We start from the raw sequence: 17,817 nt of genomic DNA on the forward strand, positions 1-17,817 counted from the left end.
CAAATGGGCTGCAACAACTCATCAAATTCGTGCTTCTAACTCACCCTGTCCGTGAATTGATTTTATGAAAAGCTCCAGCCATCGACGGCGCAGCACTATCTTCACAGCCCTATCCTGCCTGCTTGTCTCGCTTTCGTTTGCGGCAACCGTTCAGGTCCAGAACACCCCGCGTGACATCGTACGCAACGCGATCCAGCACGAGTTGCAGGACAGCACGAGAAGGGCTCGCCTCTTTACATGGAAAGAGCGCAAACATCGTGGTGGCGCAGTCGAGACCGAGCGCATCGTGGAAACTCCAAATGGGATACTGAGCCGGGTTGTGCTCATCAACGGCAAGCCCCTCACCCCCGAGCAGCAGCAGCAGGAAGAAGAACGCATCCGCAAGATGCGTGACCCCGCCCAACTTGAAAAGAAGAAGAAAGAGCATCAGGAGGATGATCAGCGCACCAGCAAGATGCTCGCCACCATCCCTGACGCATTCGACTTTCAGGAGCTTGAATCGACCCAGGCGCCCAACGGGCATCAGCTCACCCGCATACGGTTCGTGCCTCGCGCCGGCTTCGATCCACCTGGCCGCGAGTCAATGGTCTTCACCGGAATGCAGGGCGAGATGCTCATCGATGAGAGCGCAGGCCGCCTCGTCAAAATCGATGGCACGCTTTTCAAAGACGTAAGTTTCGGTTGGGGCATTCTTGGAAAGCTTTATAGAGGCGGACGCTTCGTCGTCGAGCAGAGCGAGATTACGCCTGGTCATTGGGACACCACCAGGATGATCCTTCACTTCGAAGGCAAAGCCCTGTTCGTTAAATCGATACACATCGATGAAGATGAAAGCTCATGGGACTATCGCCCGGTTCCGCCCATGTCTGTCGATCAGGCGCTGAACTACCTCAAAACCGAGAATCCTGAGAACGCGCAACTCATGCGTTAGGACGAATGGTCTCCTTGCGCACTGTCAGTTGTTCGATGAGGTCAAGTTTCAGCTCGTACCCACGCCCCGGCGCGTCGCTGACCGCAATGGTTCCTGTCGGTGAGACTACTACCTCCGGCTCGATGATGTCCTCGCGCCAGTAGCGTGCGGACGCCGATACGTCTCCGGGCAGCGAGAACCCTATAAGGGTCGAAAGCGCCAGGTTGTGCACGCGACCGAGTCCACTCTCCAGCATCCCTCCGCACCACACGGGAATCTCCGAAGCCAGAGCCACATCGTGCACGCGAATCGCCTCAGTAAAGCCGCCCACCCGTCCCAGCTTTATGTTCAAAATACGGCAGGCCTTCATCTCGATCGCCGCCAACGCATGCCGCGCATTCAGGATCGATTCGTCCAGGCAAAGACTCGTCGTAAGCTCACTCTGCAGCAGCGCGTGAAGATAAATCTCGTCGCTCCAGAGCGGCTGCTCGATCATCAACAGCCGGTATTGATCGAACTGCTTCAAGTGATCGACTTGATCGAGTGTGTAGCTGCTGTTCGCATCGCAGGAAAGCAGAATACTTGGCCACTTTGCGCGGATCTTCGCCAGCACTTCCAAATCCCAGCCCGGCTTCACCTTAACTTTGATCCGCTGATATCCCGCCGCAACTTCGACAGCAATCTTCTCCAGCAGTTGCTCATGCGAGTCTTGAATGCCTATCGACACTCCCGCCGCGATCTCTTTGCGCGTGCCACCCATGAGTTTCCAGAGTGGAACCTGCTTGGCTTGCGCTTCTGCATCCCACACCGCATTTTCGAGCGCAGCTTTCGCCATGCGATGCATACGCACCGCCGGCATCCGAAACGCCGCTTCGCGGCCGCTCTCGAGCGTCCTGCCGGCGAACACGGGAGCCAGATATTCCTTCAGGATGTACCACGCCGTGTCGGTTGATTCTTCGCAGTAGAACGGGTGCTCGCCTGCCGTACATTCTCCCCAGCCATCAACACCTTCGCAGTGAACAGTGACGAGAAGAATGCGGCGTTCGGTAGTGCGTCCAAAGCTGGTTTCGAAAAAGTGAACCAGCGGCATGCGGATTTCGCGAAGTGTGATGGCCTCGATCTTCATTCCGTGCACGCTATCAGAGCCGTGCACCGCTACGCAACTTCGCTATTACGCTGCGGTTCCCTGAGCCTCCAGCTCTGCTCTGTTCCAGTGTCCCAAGTCCGCCGCCGCTTCATACGTGCTTTGAAGGAACGCCATCAGCACTTCTTCCGGAGAAGCTGCTGCGCGCACGCGGTCATACATCAGAATGAATTCCTTTAGCTCCGGATGATAGAACGCATCTTCCGGGCGAATGCTTCGCTCGTTCAGTCCTGCCGGCTCGGGAGCCGCATAGCAATAGAATGCAGGCCCATCCACGCCGTTTCCGCCAGGCCACCATCCTGCGCTGATCACCTCGTGCGAGTACGCTTCGCGCGTGATCGGGTCGGCACCCGGCCTCTCCGGGGCGCGCTTTCCAGAGAATCTCGTGACTGCCAGATCAAAGCTTCCCCAGAAAAACTGCACGGGGCTGTTCTTCCCCGTAAATCGCGCCCGAAAGTGCTTGAACACTGCATCGCACGAGACCAGTATCCGCCAGAAGCGGTGCGCGGCATCAGCATCGTATGCGCGATAAAGGCGGTCCTCTGCAAACGGCGTCGGATTCGCGACCTCGACCGGCGTGCCATAGATCGAGACTTCGATTCCGAGCGATCTCAGCGCACCCATGAATTCGGAATAGAAATCCGCAACCGTACGCGGCACCAGATCGATCACCTTTCGCATGCCATCCGAGCGATCAATCAGCAATTTGTGATCGATGAAGTCAAACTGAATCTCAAACACCAAGTGAGCATACGGAATGGGGCTTGTGGTTAACCCCCGTGCGCTCACATACAGCGGCACATTCCACCAGTGGTTTGTGCGGTCCGTCAGCTCAAGACGTACCTTGCCCACGATCTGAGCCCACATGTGCAGATTGTGGTAAGTCTCCTGCCAATCGCGCAGAGGCAGCGCAGGCCAGGCTTCTGAAGGGGTGATGGCGACAATGCGCGAGTTCTGATCCATGGCGGCGCTCCATTCAACAATATGTAGGGCCTTCGCGGCGAAGGCGCCTGAATGTCAGATGCGTTTTTGCACCACCATCAATGTCTGATCATCAAACACCGGAGCCGATCCAAGAAAAGCCTCCAGATTCTCTATGCACTTGGAAACCACGTCGCAAGCATCAAGTCCTGCACAACTTTGCACAGCTTCGGCCAGCCGATCATAGCCGTAATCTTCGTCCTCAATCCGCGCCTCAGAAACGCCGTCGCTGAATAGCACCAGTGAGTTGCCTTGCTCGATCTCAAACCGCGATGTGGTGAACTTCTGCTCCGCAAACAGTCCCAGCGGCAATCCATGCGATCCCACTTGCCTCACATGATCGCCCGCGACCACCAGCGCCGGAACATGCCCTGCGCTGCACAGTTCCAGAGCTCCACCGTGCATTCCCTTGCCGCATATCAGCGTTGCAAACTGCGTTGGCAAAGTGCTCTCGGTGAAAATGCGATTCGCTCGCTCCATCAACTCTGCCAGCGGCAGTCCAAGTGGAATCAGGGCACGGAAGATTGCGCTAAGGTTCGACATCAGCATCGATGCCGCCACGCCTTTCCCAGCCACATCGCCCACAATGAAGTACAACTGCTCATCCGGACCGATTACCAGATCGCAGTAATCTCCGCTCACAATTCCCAGCGGCTTGTAGTGGTAAGCCACACACCACCCATCGCATTGAAAGTTCGATCGCGGCAGCAGCCGGCACTGAATCTGCGCCGCTAGTTCGAGGTCTCTCTCCAGCACTGCCTGTTCTTTCGGAGGCAGGTGATCGAGGCAGAACTTTACCAAGGGGTCGGCCAGCAAACGGCCATCCTCTACCGTGTCGTGGCAGACCTCACATATCCCATAAGTGCCTCCCGAGAGCCTGTCCAGTGCTGCGTCCACTTCATGCAACAGATGAACGATCTGCGCACCTTCCGGAGCTGTTTCCACGGCTTGTGCCAGCACTGCCCGGCGGTGTTCAAGCTGGCGGTGCAGGGCGCTATGTAGAGCATCATCAGTACGGGATGTTTGCTGGATGGGATAATCTCTCGCAGCCATACCTTCCCCCTTCCCATCGAATACAGATGTCAAACAGCGCAGAGGGATTCTGTATTCTTACCCTTCTGGTGCTCTCTGCGCCTCGGGCTACAATGCTGAGGAGGAGAAGCTTACACCCATGAAGCTCGAGATTGTCCAGGCAGGCGACCCGGTACTCAGACAACCCGCACGTCCGCTCAGCGCGGAAGAGATCGCCAGCCCAAATATTCAGCAAACCATAGCGGATATGCTCGAAACCCTGCGCATTGCCCCGGGTGTCGGCCTCGCAGCACCTCAAATCGGCCTCGGCGTGCAGCTCGCAATCATCGAGGATCGCGCGCAGTATCACGCATCGTGGAGCGCCGAGCAGCTAAAAGCACGCGAGCGCGTGCCAGTCGATTTTCATGTACTCATCAATCCCCGGTTGGAGATTCCGGACAACTCGCAAGTCGAATTCTTCGAGGGCTGTCTAAGTGTTGAGGGCTATACCGCTGAGGTTCCTCGTTATCGCAACGTGCGCGTGCGTTATTTGGATGAGCACGGCACAGCTCGCACCGTAGTTGCCGAGGGATGGTACGCGCGCATTCTGCAACACGAAATCGACCACTTGAACGGAACCCTGTACATCGATCGCATGAAGCCGCGCACGTTCATGTCAGTGAAAAACTACACCGATCGCTGGCGCAATGCCGAACGAGAAGCTCGCAGCATTTTCGGTTAGCCGCAAACAAGCTACCACGCCGCCTCATTCCAGAGCCCCAGCAGAAAGCAACCATCGCCCCTGCTCGTCTGTTCGTAACCTACAACGCACAAGCCCTGATCGAAATACTTCTGCAACGCTTCGCGATTGCGACGCTGCACCTCAGCCGCGCGCGAACGAGTTTCCGGCTGCGCTTTCCACTCGGAAACTTCCAACGGCACTTCGACTTTTTCGATGACCGCAACTTCCGGCCGTCTATTGCTGGCCAGCGTCTTTTCAACCCTCGGAGACTCCAGCCACCACTCGGCGATCAGGCGATCGCTCGGGAGGCCGCCCTGCAGCGGAGACGACGTAATCCCATACTGATTGACCACATAACGATGCACCACTGCACCGAGTTTTTCGAGATTAAAATATGCGTTCTTGATCTCCAGCGGATCAAACGTCCACTCGATCAGATCGAAACCCTGGCTGATCGCAAGCTCCCGCTGGAACAATTTCATTTCCCGTCCCAGCCCCGTGTTGCGATGCGTGTCTTTCACGCCGAGCATGTGCGAATGAACGTACGAACGCCCCTCGCGCATTCCAACCAGGCCGTAAGCGAAAGCCACCAGCGTTGAGCCATCATATGCTCCAAGCACATGGCCGCCGATCTTTTCTCCCACTACGAAGAGTCGCGTGGGAACAAGTTCGATGTCGTCGAACTGCCAGATTTCTTTCTGCAGCGCAACAACCTGCCTGAACTCACCTACCGCGTGACAGGTGCGCAGAGCGAGTCCCTGCCACTCTCTTTCCGCATGTGCTCCCAAGCCTTTCTCCTCTAGAAGCGAAGGACTGCATTGTACAACTCACCGGTCGTAGAGCTCGGTGAGCTCCCGCAACCGCTGCGCCATCTCCGGCTTCATTTGCTCGCGGTCATACCGCCACTTCCAGTTTCCGCTCATCCGCCCCGGCAAGTTCATCCGAGCCTCGCTCCCCAATCCCAGGATGTCCTGCATTGGCACCAGCACCGTGTCTGCTACCGAGGCCATCAGCGTGCGAATCATCGCCCACTGAATCTCCTCATTCTCCGAGAGATGCAAATACGCGCTGGCAAATGCGTGCTCGCGACGAAGGTCATCCTCGCTGCGCGTCGAGCCCTCGATGCCGCTGTTCCACCACCCCAGCGTGGTGTCATTATCGTGCCCGCCGGTATAAGCGACTAGATTGCGCACGTAATTATGCGGGCGGAAGCTAGGCCCTTGCGGGTCAGTACCAAACGCAAACTGCAGGATTGCCATCCCCGGATAATCGAACTCGTACCGAATCGCCTCGACCTCCGGAGTAATGTTGCCAAGATTCTCCGCAATGATCGGCAACTGCCCAAACTCGCGCTCGAGAACCTCGAACAGTTCCCTGCCCGGCCCTTTGATCCATACGCCGTTCACAGCTGTAGTTTCTCCCGCAGGAATCTCGAAGTACGCCTCGAATCCACGGAAGTGATCGATGCGAACCAGGTCAAACATCTTGAGCACGCCGCGCACACGCTCGATCCACCAGCGATATCCGTCCGCGCGCAGCACGTCCCAGCGATACGTCGGATTCCCCCACAACTGTCCGGTCGCACTGAAATAATCCGGCGGCACGCCCGACACCTTGAGCGGGTTTCCGTTCTCGTCCAGCCAGAACAGACCCCGCGCTGTCCACACGTCGGCGCTGTCGTGCGCCACGTAGATCGGCACGTCTCCCATAATGCGAATGCCGCGGGCATTACACGCGTCTCGCAGGGCGCTCCACTGGCGGAAGAACTCGAATTGCCAGAACTTGTACGCCGCAATCTCTGCTGCGAACTTCTCACGCGCACTCGCAAGCGCTTTCGGATCGCGCACTACCAGATCGTGTTCCCAGAAAGTCCAGCCCACTCCGCCATGCGCATCTTTCAGCGCCATGAACAGCGCATAGTCCTCCAGCCATGCCGACTGATGCAGGCAGAACTCTTTGTACGCGGCTCTCCGTGCATTGTTCGCTTCAAGGTCCAGGGTCGCGAAGAATCGCTCGGCTGCGCGCCGCAACATGGCAAAGCGGAATTCGATTACAGGTCCGTAATCGACATAGCGAGTTGGAAAGTTCGGTACAGCCGCCACATCGTCACAGCTCAACAGCTGCTGCTCAACCAGCAGATCAAGGCTGATCAGCAGCGGGTTTCCCGCGAAGGCCGAGAAGCACTGGTACGGAGAGTCCGCGTATCCCGTAGGATTTAGCGGCAGCACTTGCCAGATCTTCTGTCCGGCATCGGCCAGAAAATCGATGAAGGAGAAAGCTTCGGGCCCAAAATCACCCGCACCATACGGGCCCGGCAGCGAGGTCGGATGCAACAGGACTCCGGAGCTACGCTGAAATTTCATAACGAGCACACTACATTGTCAGTGGATCGACATGCAATACGGTAGAAACCGAGCCCTGATTACTCGACAGTCTTCGCCCCTTGCCAGTGCCTCTCCATCTCATCCAGCGAGGCCTCTGCAGGACTCTTCCCTTCCCGATGCAAGCTGCGCTCCACATGCGCGAAACGCTTGCGAAACTTTCGGTTCGTCTGACGCAGCGCCGACTCAGGATCGACTTCGAGATAACGCGCCAGATTAACGACCGTAAACAGTAAATCGCCAACCTCGTCCTCCAACCGCTGCTGCAACTCGGGTGGCGTCGGATTCCCCCGCGCCCCGGCAATACCCCTTCCGATCGGCTGCGGCCCCGGAGGAGGAATCTTTTCGACCTCGCACCTCAGTTCTGCAGCCTCCTCCTTGAGCTTGTCGAAGATTCCTTCCACCGATGGCCAGTCGAAACCTACGTGCGCCGCCTTGTTCGAAAGCTTCAGCCCTTCGAGCAGGGCCGGCATTGCGGTCGAAACGGAGGCGAGCAGCGATTTGGGTTCCTCGGCAGTTTGACTATCCGACTTCTGCGCGCGCTCCTGGGTTTTGATCGCCTCCCAGTTCTGCAGCACCTCGCGCGAAGTTTCCGCCTCTACGTCCCCAAAAACGTGAGGATGGCGACGAACCAGCTTGTCGCTAAGTGTCTGAAGTACATCGTCGATGGTGAAGTGTCCTTGTTCTTCGGCCATCTCCGCATAGAAGAGTACCTGAAGCAGCAGGTCTCCTAGCTCGCCCGGCAGTTCCTTCCAGTCCCGGTTCTCAATCGCTTCCAGAACCTCATAAGTCTCCTCGACCGTGTACTTCTTAATGCTGTCGAAGGTCTGCTCCCGATCCCACGGGCATCCACCCGGAGCGCGAAGGCGGTGCATGATCTCGACGGCGCGTTCAAATAGCTGGCCAGTTGTCATGGATACCAGTTTCCATGGCGCGGCGGTCGGGATGCAAGAGGTGCAGTTTTGATTCTCCGAGTTTCTCGCCTTCAGCCGACCCGTTTGATCCACAACGCATCTAATCTGCTCTATGCGCAGCTTCCTCGGACGCGGGCCTCTGCCGGAGCGGGTCGATATCACCATCATCGGTGGTGGCATCAGCGGCGTGGCTCTTGCCCGCGAATGCGCGCGCGCCCGCAAGTCCGTGATGCTGCTGGAGCGCGAGGACTTCGGCTCTGGCACCACCAGCCGTTGCACGCGGGTAGTTCAGGGCGGGCTGCAACATCTGGAACGCGGCGAGTTGAGCCTTCTGCGCGAGTCCTTGCGCGGACGTGAAACCCTTCTGCGCGAGCAGCCTCATCTAGTCGCGCCGCTTGAGTTCGCGCTGGCCCTCACCCCAAATGCCCGGTATTCCTCACTTGAGATCCGTGCCGCTCTATGGCTCTACCGCAAGCTGGGCAGGATTCCGTTATCTAACACCGATGAGCACGTCAAGGCGCTGCACCGGAGCCTCACCAGCGAGCAACGCTGGTCGATCTATCCGTACCAGGATGCAATATGCGAGTTCCCAGAGCGACTCGTAGCAGACTGGCTGGTTGAAGCCTGCGCCGAAGGCGCGGTGGCCCGCAATCACGCTGACGTCATATCAATCCGCACTTCTGAGGGTCGCGTGCGCGGAGTGCTCGTCCGAGACCAGCTTAATGCCACCGACAGCTACGTCGAGAGCGACTGGGTTATCAATGCCAGTGGTCCGTGGGCCGACCGCGTGCGCGACCTTACAGATCTGCCGGCCCACTCGCAGCTCGTCAGCGGCATGCGCACCACCCATCTCATGCTTCGTCGCTGGCCTGACGCGCCCACAATCGGACTGCACGTCGAGACTAGGAAAGGCCGCCCGGTCTCCATCGCTCCTTGGAACGGCATGATCCAGGTCGGTTCCGCGGAGATGGTCGAGGGTGGGGACCCCTCGCTGGTGCAGCCCGAGCGTGACGAGGTGGCCTCGCTGCTCGGTTCGTCCATGGCGCTTTTCCCAAGCGCTCAGCTTAGTTGGTCCGATATCGCCTTCAGCTACGCCGGAATCAGGCCGTTCCCGTACACAGGTTCACAGCGACCGGACGATACTTTGCTCGACTCAGGCGCTTGCCGTCATGTGCTGCACAATCATGCGGAAGAAGGCGCAATGGGCATGCTCACCATCTTCGGAGGAAACCTCACCACCGCCGTCTGGCTTGCCCGCAACACCACCAAAACCATGGGCCTTACCCCAAGTCCACTCGCGGCACGACATATTGCAATTGGCCAGTCCAGCGGTGTTGAGAGCACCGTGCAACAGTGGTCGTCGGCTGTACACGCCGTCACCGGAATTCCGCAGACCTCTGCCGAAGCTGTAGCTCGCTGGCATGGACGGCACGCCATGTGCGTCATTCAGACCGCGATGCACAATCCCATCATGCGCATGCCCATCGTCAATGGCCGTCCGCAGTTGGTGGCGCAGGCCGTCGAAGCCGTGGCTTATGAGCACGCCGTAACACTTGGCGACATCCTCTTGCGCCGCGTGCCCATGGCCCTGGACGAGCAGTGGGATTATGATTGCACGCGGCAGGCGGCCTCCCGTGTCGCTCCGGCACTGAACTGGAACGAGCGTCGCATGCGCGAAGAAATAGAGGCGTTCGAGGAAGAGCGCAACCGATTTCTGCACAAGCCCAAGAACCTGAGAGAAAACGGCGTTGCCGCCTGAGAGGCTCCGCAAAGCACCGCCCCAATTCAAACTTCCCATTGCCAGCACAGGGCCAAGCAGTGAGCAAGAAAATCGTCATCGTGGACATTGACGGAACGCTGGCCGATGTTCAACACCGTCTGCACTTCATCCAGGGATCCGGCAAGAAGAACTGGAAACAATTCTTCCGGAGGATGTCGCACGATACTCCGGTCGAGATCGTCGTGCGCTGGGTAAATAATCTCTCCCCGGAATATGACGCTGTGATCATCACCGGACGTCCTGACGAGTACCGCAAAACCACCGAAGAATGGCTTGCCCTTTACGGCATCCACTACTCGCGGCTGCTCATGCGTCGCTCAGGAGATTATCGTCCCGACACCATTGTTAAACGCGAACTGCTGGACAGCATCGGCCGAGATGCGGTTGCATTCGTCATCGATGATCGCCAATCCGTCTGCGAGATGTACCGGCAATGCGGCGTGCGGGTGTTTCAGGTATCGAGCGGAGAATCCTACTAAGCCATTCCTCAGTTCGCTGCTTTGCTCTCGGCCCGCGTGCGAGCAAGCAGCACAGGATCGTCGCCGATCATGCCATCCACTCCTGCTTCCACGAGCGATCGCATCGTGAGCGGATGATTCACCGTCCACGTCAGAACCTTCATACCTTCCGCGTGAAAGTGCCTCACGCGGGCGGGTGTAATCAGTCTTGCGCTCGGCTTCACGTACTGAATCGGCAGCGCCCGCCACACTTCGGGACGCGGCATGCGATCGAAAATAAAGGCCAGCGGCAACGTGGGATCAGCGCGATGCAACTCCAGCAGGATGCTGCGCCGAAACGAGGACACAATAAACCCGCGAGCAGGCGGATACCGGCGCAACAGCGAGATCACGTTCGCTGCAAGTCCGGGAACCTTCAGCTCAATGTCGATCCACGCCACCAGGGAATATCGCGCAAGCACCTCTTCCAGTTGGCAAAGGTCGATCACCGGAGCGCGAGGTAGTCGCCGCGCTAGCGCGCAGCGCTGGTGCAGGCTCGCATAGAGCTGGCGTGAAATAAAGCGTCCGCGCAGCCGCGCATCATGCCAGATGATCGGTACGGAGTCTGCTGTTCGGCGCACGTCCAACTCGAACCCATCGCATCCGCTTTGGAGGGCGTGGTCGAATGCGGCAAATGTGTTCTCTACGTATTCGCCGCGACAGCCTCGGTGTCCCAGCAGCAGCATGATTTATGAGATGCAGATCAGCGGTCCCACTCTGCTCGAGGGGACCGCTCGAATGGATGAACCGCCCTGCTTTAGTCCAAATCGTAATCGCGCAGGAAGGGCTTCGACAGATCGGGCGCTTCCTTTGCTTTCTTCACGGCTTCGGCAAATTTTTTTTCGAGCAGGTCGGCCTTATTCTTTTCGGCCTCGACCGACTGGCGGAAGATCGATTCCTTGCGCACATCGCCTTCCCGCATGGCTCGCGCAGCCGCTTCCATGTCGGCAAAGGTGCGAGCCGCAGGCTTCGGTGTGTGGGAGATCACGGCGCGAGTCACCGGATCGATCCGTAACGTCGCTTCGCAGCAGGGGCACATCACTTCAAATCCGATTTCGGGAGCGGAATTCTTCTGCTTCTTCGACATGACGCCCTATGGTAGCACTACCAATCCAGTTTAGAGACTCTGCTAACTCACTGCTGATCCCAATCACCCTGCCAGCTTACAACCGAATGATCTGATGCCCTGGGCATTGTGGCTCTGCGGCTTTCTTCAGCGCCGTAATCAGCTCCGGCCCATACTGCGACAGGAAATAAACCCCGGGTAGCACCCGCTCCTGAAGTTCCTTGTGCGGAAACAACTCGGTAAGCACCTTATGTGCGTCTCGTGTGAGCGATTCGCTCTGGCGTAGTTTTGCGCGAGCTGCCTTGCTGGCAATCTTCGAGAGCTGGTACAGCATCTTGCGTTCACTGCGCGATGCCGCATCCACCAGCGTGGGATCAAGTTTCTGCAGCGCATCTCGCAGTCCGGCGAGGTTGGACTCCAGCGACTCGCGTGTCGTGTGAAGTGCATCCTGCAACTCCGGCGCGAGCACTCGAGAGGAAAGCAGTTCGCACACCCCCGCCGTCCCGTGGAACAGGTCTTTGAAGCTCAGGCGATAGCGCGCCAGCAGGTCGCTCATCTCGGAATTGACAATCGTTGCCGAGAGACGCGGCATTACCGGAGTTGTGCGGCCAAGCAGCTTCTCATACACCACACCCGCCTGCGCAAAATACGCGATTTCGGCGGGTCCGCCAAAGTACACCGCCGTCGGAAACAGGTAATCCTGCACCACAGGGCGCAGCAGCACGTTTGCGCTGAACTGCTCAGGATGAGCTTTAATCTGGTCCAGCACCTGCTGACGCGGCACCCTCTGGGCGCCCAGCATGAAGTCATCTCCCGCCAGGTGGAGCACCGTGCGGCGATTGCCCTCCAGCGAAAACAGCAGGGTAGATTCCGGCGTTACTCGAACCTGCTCGTGGTAGCCAGCCTCGTGCAGAGCCTTACCTCGTTCGAGCAGCGCATGATCCAGTTCTTCGGCGCGCTCGGCAGCGGCGCTGAACAGCGGCTGCACAATCGCATGAAGATCGTCGTCCAGCGGATCGACGAGCACCATGCCCGTTTCGGCCACAATCCGCGTGAACATGCGAGCGAAGGCCGAGCTGTAAGTCTCCCCTGAACGATAGCTGTCGCGCAGAGCGTCCGTCATCCAGCCCGGGCCGAGCAGTTCGGCGGCACGGTTGACCATCGCATCGATGCGCCCATCCAGATGGATAGAACCGACTGGCGCTTCGGAGCCGGTCTGTTCCGTGGCCGTCAGCTTTTCGAGTTCGCACCCGCTCGGCAGCGTGACGCTGGCGATTTCGGCGAGGTCGTGGTCCTCGGTCGCGAGCCAGAAAACCGGGATGGCCGGAATCCCCATCGAGGTAAGCTCATCGGCCATCTGCATAGCCGAAACTGCTTTAAGGATCGAGTAGAACGGACCGCCAAAGACTCCCACCTGCTGCCCGCTGATGCACGCGACCGCCCCCTGCCTGAATTTCTCAATCGAGGCCAGAGCTGCCGGAGAAGCGCCCCAGCGGCGATTCTGCTTCTCGAGCACGTCTGCGACGCGGGCGCGCCGCTCTGCAGGAAACTGGAGCGTGCGCGCATAATCGAGCACTGCCTGCGAATGGGGACGATGCTGATAGAAGGCTTGGACCTTGTCAAACTGGAAAAGGAAATCTAGGAAAAGGCGGGAGTTGTGCGGAATTGCCGTAAACGGCATACACTCGGTTTTCACCGCGCCACCACCTTACATTGACACAACTCAAACATGCAGGCCACTTTCTCTGTCCTATGTTATCCGCTGGCGAATGGAGCTTCACCGGATTGGATGTTGCGGAGCTTCGCACGATGCACTGAACAGCGCGATCGCAACCAGCAACAACCCTGCTTTTGATTGTATCGAAACTTTGCGCATCGAAATGTCACAACCCGGGGAACTCACCAAAAGACGTTGCACTCTGGGTCACGGGACACTTCCTGTGCTTCTAACTGAAAGATGAGATTACTTTTCGCCGTAGCGTTCATGCAGGCCTTCTGGTCGTTTGTCCGCCGCTTTGGGGCCTTCATGTTCTTCCCTCTTGGATTCTTGGATATGTCGGTCATTCCGGCTCCGGGCAGCTTCGACGCATTGCTCGTCGTGCTCACTGCCTCGCATAAAGGACTCTGGTGGTACTACGCCTTGATGGCTACCGCAGGCTCGGTGGTTGGCGCATGGCCCACCTTCCGTTTGGGACGGAAAACAGGCGAAGAGGCATTGGAGAAGAAGCTGGGCCAGTCGAGATCGAAAAAGATTTTCCACGCATTCCAAAAGTGGGGCTTCTGGTCGATGTTAGTGGGAGCCATGGCTCCTCCACCTATGCCCGCCGCTGCCTTCATCATGACCGCGGGCGCCATGAAGTATCCCTGGCTCAAATTCCTGGCTTCATGGACATTGGGGCGCATAGTTCGTTTCGGATTGCTGGCGTGGATCACCGAGCGCTACGGCGGCGCCATCTTCAAGTGGATGCACGGATACTACCGGCCTGCGCTGTGGACCATATCTATCATCGGAGTGGTGGGTGGTGCTACGGCCCTATGGTTTTACCTCCGTGAGCGGCGCCGGCATGGAGCGCAGGGCCAAAATGAGCCGCAGCAACGGGCAGCGTAGAGCTGCATATGCACATCCTATGTGTGCGCCCACGTCTCTCAAAAGGAGAATGCAATGAAGAAGCATTACTTTGTGCTGAGCGTTCTGCTCGCCCTCGCGCTGTCCCTGCAGACCGCTATGGCGCAGACCGCCACCGCAACCCAGGGAGATCAGTCCAAGAGCGCCGCCCAGACCGCAGGCAGCGAAACGAAGAGTGCCGCCAAGAGTGCCGGAAAAGCGACCAAGAGCGGCACGCTGGCAGTCACCGACAAGATCCGGGACAAAGTTGACATCAACAGCGCCAGCAAAGACGACCTGATGAAGGTTCCAGGAATTGGCGAGGCAATCTCCGACAAGATCATCGCCGGACGCCCTTACAAGACCAAGCGGGACCTCGTCACTCGCAAGATCGTCAACCAGGCGACCTACGCCAAGATCAGTGACAAACTCGTCGCGCACGAACCCAAAAAGTAGTACCGGAGTTTTCTACCTTGGCCGCGTCTTCGGGCGCGGCTTTCTTTTGCCAAGCGTAAAACGGTACAAATCGCGCATCGCACTTTGCCCCGTTCCGGTATCATGGAAAGGTATGAGCCTTACGCGCCAACAAGCTCTGGAAATGTTCCGCTCCGATGACCTCATCGGCATCGGAATGGAAGCCGATGCGATCCGCCGCAAGCTGCACCCCGATGGGATCGTCAGTTACATCATCGACCGGAATATCAATTACACGAACATCTGCACCGAGTACTGCTCCTTCTGCGCCTTCTACGCGCCGGTGAAAGGGCCAGGCCGCGAGAAGGGCTACCTGCTCGACCTGGAAACGATCTACGACAAGATCGCCGAGACCGTCGAAATGGGTGGAACCGGAATTCTGATGCAGGGTGGAATCAATCCCGACCTGAAGATCGAATGGTTCGAAGCTCTGTTCCTCGGCATCAAGGAGCGCTTCCCGCAAGTGCATCTGCACTGCCTCTCCGCCAGCGAAATCATCGGCATCGCGGAGTACAGCGATCTTTCGATCGAAGATACAATCCGCCGACTGAGAGACGCGGGATTGCAGTCGATTCCTGGCGGCGGCGCAGAGATTCTCGACGATGAGGTTCGCTCGAAAGTGGCGCGCCTGAAGTGCACTACGCAGGATTGGCTCGATGTGCATCGCGCAGCTCACAAGCTGGGCATGAAGACCACGGCGACCATGATGTTTGGCGTGGGCGAAACCGTAGAGCACCGCGTGAACCACTTCCAGCGAATCTACGAGCTCCAGGAAGAGACCGGCGGATTCACCGCATTCATCCCTTGGACGTTCCAGCCCAAGCACACGGCTTTAGGAGGACGCGGTTGGCCCGAAGCGACGGCCGTCGAGTACCTCAAGACTCTCGCCATCTCGCGCATATTCCTCTCGAACTTCCCCAACGTTCAGTCAAGCTGGGTCACGCAGGGATTGAAGGTCTGCCAGATGGGATTGCGTTTCGGCGGCAATGATGTGGGCTCGGTGATGCTCGAGGAGAACGTCGTGAAAGCCGCGGGAACCAGCAACTGCACGACAGAGGAAGAACTGCGCCGCATCATTCGCGACGCTGGATTCCGTCCTGTACAGCGCGACACCCTGTACCGAACTTACTTCCTCAACTAATCGCACAAAAAGAAAGGGCGCCAACATTTCCAGTTGGCGCTCCTTTTGTGTTCCATTCGCCTACGCTGTTCTTGTCCCAAGTGCCGGACCGCGTTCCGGCGTACTAGGCGCGGCTCCAACACGAACCCGAAGATCCTTCGGGATGAAGAAGAACGTGATGATCGCCCCCAACAAGAGCATGCCGGCAATGATGTACAGCGCTGCCGACTTGTCGGCGGAAACCGCCTTCGCCCAGATCGGCACATTCGGCCCGACATAGCCTCCCAGGTTGCCAAGCGAGTTCACGATGCCAATTCCAGCCGCGGCAGCGGTTCCCGCAAGAAACGCCGACGGAATAGGCCAGAATAGCGGCATCGCGCCAATCACACCCAGTGTTGCAATCGACAGGAACACGATTGCCAGCACCGGATTGCTCGCGAAGACTCCGCTTAGAATCAGGCCGAGCGCTCCAGCAGAGGCCGTGAATACGTAATGCAGGCGCCGCTCGCCCGTCTTGTCCGAGTGAAGGCTGATCAGAATCATGCCGACAACGGCCACTCCGTAGGGGATCGCTGTGATCAACCCCACGCCAAGATATCCCTTGATGCCGAATGCCTTCACAATCGTAGGCAGCCAGAACGCGATGCCATAAAGCCCAATCATCAGTGTGAAGTAGATCGAGCACAGCACCCATACCTTGGCGCTCTTGAAAGCGTCGCTCAGATGCTGTTCCGTCTTGTGCTGATCTTCAGCCGCGAGATTGCGTTCGAGCAGTGATTTTTCTTCCGCAGTGAGCCACTTCGCTTCCTGAATGTTGCTCTCGAGGTAGTAGATCACGAAGAAGCCAACAATGATGGACGGAATTCCTTCGGCCAGGAACAGCCACTGCCATCCTGCCAGTCCGCCCTTCCCGGACAACGCATCCATGATCCATCCCGAGATCGGATTTCCGATCACGCCCGACACCGCGATCGCCGCTACAAACCAGGCCGTGCGCGTCGCCCGCATGCGCGACGGATACCACAGCGTCAGGTAGAAAATCACACCCGGAAAGAATCCGGCTTCGGCGATTCCGAGCAGGAAGCGTAACGCATGGAACGAGAACTCGCTCCGTACGAAGATCATGCAGGCCGAAACGATTCCCCACGTAATCATGATTCGGGCAATCCACCGGCGCGCGCCAAACTTTTTCAGCAGGACGTTGCTGGGCACTTCGAAGAAGAAATACCCGATGAAGAAGATTCCCGCTCCGGTCGCGAAGGCGGCGTCGGTCATGTTCAGTGCCTTAAGCATCTGCAACTTTGCGAAGCCTACGTTTACCCTGTCGAGATAGGCAAGGATGTAGCAGAAAAACAGAAACGGAACGAGTCGAAGATCAACCTTCCGGTAAGTGTTTTTCTCAAAACTGATATCTGAATTCATCCCCTTGATCCTCCGCGTCCGCGGCTTCCCAGCCGGAATTCTTTCTTGTGTTACCGGTGCGCTCCATCGATGCGCCGCGCAATTGTACTTTGGAAAAATCAATTCCGAACGTGAATCCTCCAAAGAACAGAGCTATAGATGCCCGTATTGGCGCGCGGGGTCCCTTGCAGAGGATCTCGATTGCAACGACTCTCTCGCCCTCAGGCGATCTTGTAGTTCAACCTCAGCCGAAGAGGGCCGTCCGGAGTCTGTACGACACACTCAATGCGATTGCCGTCAATCAGTGAGCGCACTTTGTAATCGTGACCATGAATCACCGTAGGAACGGACAATACCGAGCTCTCGCCGAGTTTGCCCAGCTTGCTCTTGAAGTTGCCGATAATCATGTTGCACAGCTCGCCGAGCGCGTCCCACACCTCGCCCCTTGCTTCGCTCCGATCCACGCCAAGCATGCCGCACGCGATTCCGCAGGCTGTTTTCTGATCGCAGCGGATCGAAAATACCGCATTCATCGGCCCTGCAACGCCGATCACAGCCGTGAACTCTCCGGCAGTTTGAGCCAGAGCCTGCCCGTAGGCCGACAAAGGCACGCCTACCATCATGGCGAACACCTCCTGCGTAGCCCCTAGCAGCAGTTGGTCCCAATTCTCAATGTTTTCTGGTGATGGTACGGCGACGGCGATGTTCGAATCTTCGTTCCCGGCCAAAGCTTCTCCCTCTCAGCCATCTCATCGGCTGGAAGGCCTAATCCTTTAGCGCTGATCGAGCCT

The 17,817-nt window shown here is 57.9% G+C and carries 18 protein-coding genes; 7 read left to right on the forward strand and 11 right to left on the reverse strand.

The window, feature by feature from the left end; genetic code table 11:
* Positions 1-64: 64 nt before the first annotated feature.
* A complete protein-coding gene (locus tag AC6IY8_RS08670; RefSeq protein ID WP_497778396.1) occupies positions 65-931 on the forward strand; it encodes a hypothetical protein in 867 nt (288 codons plus the stop codon).
* Here AC6IY8_RS08670 and menC read toward each other — a convergent pair.
* From menC to AC6IY8_RS08685, 3 genes are read right to left on the reverse strand one after another with little or no spacing between them, the layout of a single operon-like run.
* Positions 921-2,063 (reverse strand): o-succinylbenzoate synthase, encoded by a 1,143-nt coding sequence (gene menC, locus AC6IY8_RS08675; RefSeq protein ID WP_497778397.1) that lies wholly within the window; start codon positions 2,061-2,063, stop codon positions 921-923. The genes AC6IY8_RS08670 and menC overlap by 11 nt on opposite strands.
* A gap of 18 nt (positions 2,064-2,081) precedes the next feature.
* Complete coding sequence (locus tag AC6IY8_RS08680; protein WP_497778398.1) at positions 2,082-3,017, reverse strand: DUF5996 family protein; 936 nt, start codon at positions 3,015-3,017, stop codon at positions 2,082-2,084.
* A 54-nt stretch (positions 3,018-3,071) separates the two neighbouring features.
* Positions 3,072-4,088, reverse strand: coding sequence for a SpoIIE family protein phosphatase (locus AC6IY8_RS08685; protein ID WP_497778399.1), 1,017 nt, complete (start codon positions 4,086-4,088; stop codon positions 3,072-3,074).
* A 118-nt stretch (positions 4,089-4,206) separates the two neighbouring features.
* On the opposite strand from AC6IY8_RS08685, the gene def reads away from it, so the two are divergent.
* Positions 4,207-4,788, forward strand: coding sequence for a peptide deformylase (gene def / locus AC6IY8_RS08690; protein ID WP_497778400.1), 582 nt, complete (start codon positions 4,207-4,209; stop codon positions 4,786-4,788).
* 11 nt (positions 4,789-4,799) lie between these two features.
* On the opposite strand, the gene AC6IY8_RS08695 is transcribed toward def, so the two are convergent.
* From AC6IY8_RS08695 to mazG, 3 genes are read right to left on the reverse strand one after another with little or no spacing between them, the layout of a single operon-like run.
* A complete protein-coding gene (locus AC6IY8_RS08695; RefSeq protein WP_497778401.1) occupies positions 4,800-5,576 on the reverse strand; it encodes a GNAT family N-acetyltransferase in 777 nt (258 codons plus the stop codon).
* A 39-nt stretch (positions 5,577-5,615) separates the two neighbouring features.
* A complete protein-coding gene (gene malQ / locus AC6IY8_RS08700; protein WP_497778402.1) occupies positions 5,616-7,151 on the reverse strand; it encodes a 4-alpha-glucanotransferase in 1,536 nt (511 codons plus the stop codon).
* 59 nt (positions 7,152-7,210) lie between these two features.
* Positions 7,211-8,083 (reverse strand): nucleoside triphosphate pyrophosphohydrolase, encoded by an 873-nt coding sequence (gene mazG, locus AC6IY8_RS08705; RefSeq protein ID WP_497778403.1) that lies wholly within the window; start codon positions 8,081-8,083, stop codon positions 7,211-7,213.
* 112 nt (positions 8,084-8,195) lie between these two features.
* Between mazG and AC6IY8_RS08710 the strand changes: the two genes are divergently transcribed.
* Together AC6IY8_RS08710 and AC6IY8_RS08715 are read left to right on the forward strand one after the other, a co-directional pair.
* Positions 8,196-9,842 carry an FAD-dependent oxidoreductase gene (locus tag AC6IY8_RS08710; RefSeq protein ID WP_497778404.1) on the forward strand — a complete coding sequence of 549 codons (1,647 nt, stop codon included), beginning with the start codon at positions 8,196-8,198 and terminating at the stop codon, positions 9,840-9,842.
* A gap of 59 nt (positions 9,843-9,901) precedes the next feature.
* The gene (locus tag AC6IY8_RS08715; RefSeq protein ID WP_497778405.1) at positions 9,902-10,342 is read left to right on the forward strand and encodes a phosphatase domain-containing protein; all 441 of its coding nucleotides are present in this window, start codon (positions 9,902-9,904) and stop codon (positions 10,340-10,342) included.
* An 8-nt stretch (positions 10,343-10,350) separates the two neighbouring features.
* On the opposite strand, the gene AC6IY8_RS08720 is transcribed toward AC6IY8_RS08715, so the two are convergent.
* From AC6IY8_RS08720 to bshC, 3 genes are all read right to left on the reverse strand, one after another.
* Complete coding sequence (locus tag AC6IY8_RS08720) at positions 10,351-11,046, reverse strand: glycerophosphodiester phosphodiesterase (protein WP_497778406.1); 696 nt, start codon at positions 11,044-11,046, stop codon at positions 10,351-10,353.
* A gap of 71 nt (positions 11,047-11,117) precedes the next feature.
* Complete coding sequence (locus AC6IY8_RS08725) at positions 11,118-11,447, reverse strand: hypothetical protein (protein WP_497778407.1); 330 nt, start codon at positions 11,445-11,447, stop codon at positions 11,118-11,120.
* Positions 11,448-11,523: 76 nt separating this feature from the next.
* Entirely contained in the window at positions 11,524-13,107 is a 1,584-nt protein-coding gene (gene bshC / locus AC6IY8_RS08730; protein ID WP_497778408.1) for a bacillithiol biosynthesis cysteine-adding enzyme BshC, read from the reverse strand.
* 276 nt (positions 13,108-13,383) lie between these two features.
* Between bshC and AC6IY8_RS08735 the strand changes: the two genes are divergently transcribed.
* The 3 genes from AC6IY8_RS08735 (at position 13,384) to mqnC (ending at position 15,646) form a co-directional block, all read left to right on the forward strand.
* A complete protein-coding gene (locus AC6IY8_RS08735) occupies positions 13,384-14,034 on the forward strand; it encodes a YqaA family protein (RefSeq protein ID WP_497778409.1) in 651 nt (216 codons plus the stop codon).
* Between the two features lie 54 nt (positions 14,035-14,088).
* A complete protein-coding gene (locus tag AC6IY8_RS08740) occupies positions 14,089-14,487 on the forward strand; it encodes a ComEA family DNA-binding protein (protein ID WP_497778410.1) in 399 nt (132 codons plus the stop codon).
* A gap of 112 nt (positions 14,488-14,599) precedes the next feature.
* A complete protein-coding gene (gene mqnC, locus AC6IY8_RS08745) occupies positions 14,600-15,646 on the forward strand; it encodes a cyclic dehypoxanthinyl futalosine synthase (RefSeq protein ID WP_497778411.1) in 1,047 nt (348 codons plus the stop codon).
* A gap of 60 nt (positions 15,647-15,706) precedes the next feature.
* On the opposite strand, the gene AC6IY8_RS08750 is transcribed toward mqnC, so the two are convergent.
* Both AC6IY8_RS08750 and AC6IY8_RS08755 read right to left on the reverse strand, forming a co-directional pair.
* The gene (locus AC6IY8_RS08750; RefSeq protein WP_497778412.1) at positions 15,707-17,047 is read right to left on the reverse strand and encodes an MFS transporter; all 1,341 of its coding nucleotides are present in this window, start codon (positions 17,045-17,047) and stop codon (positions 15,707-15,709) included.
* Between the two features lie 200 nt (positions 17,048-17,247).
* Complete coding sequence (locus AC6IY8_RS08755) at positions 17,248-17,754, reverse strand: chemotaxis protein CheX (RefSeq protein WP_497778413.1); 507 nt, start codon at positions 17,752-17,754, stop codon at positions 17,248-17,250.
* Between the last annotated feature and the right edge of the window lie 63 nt (positions 17,755-17,817).

This window comes from Koromonas soli (genome assembly GCF_059726265.1).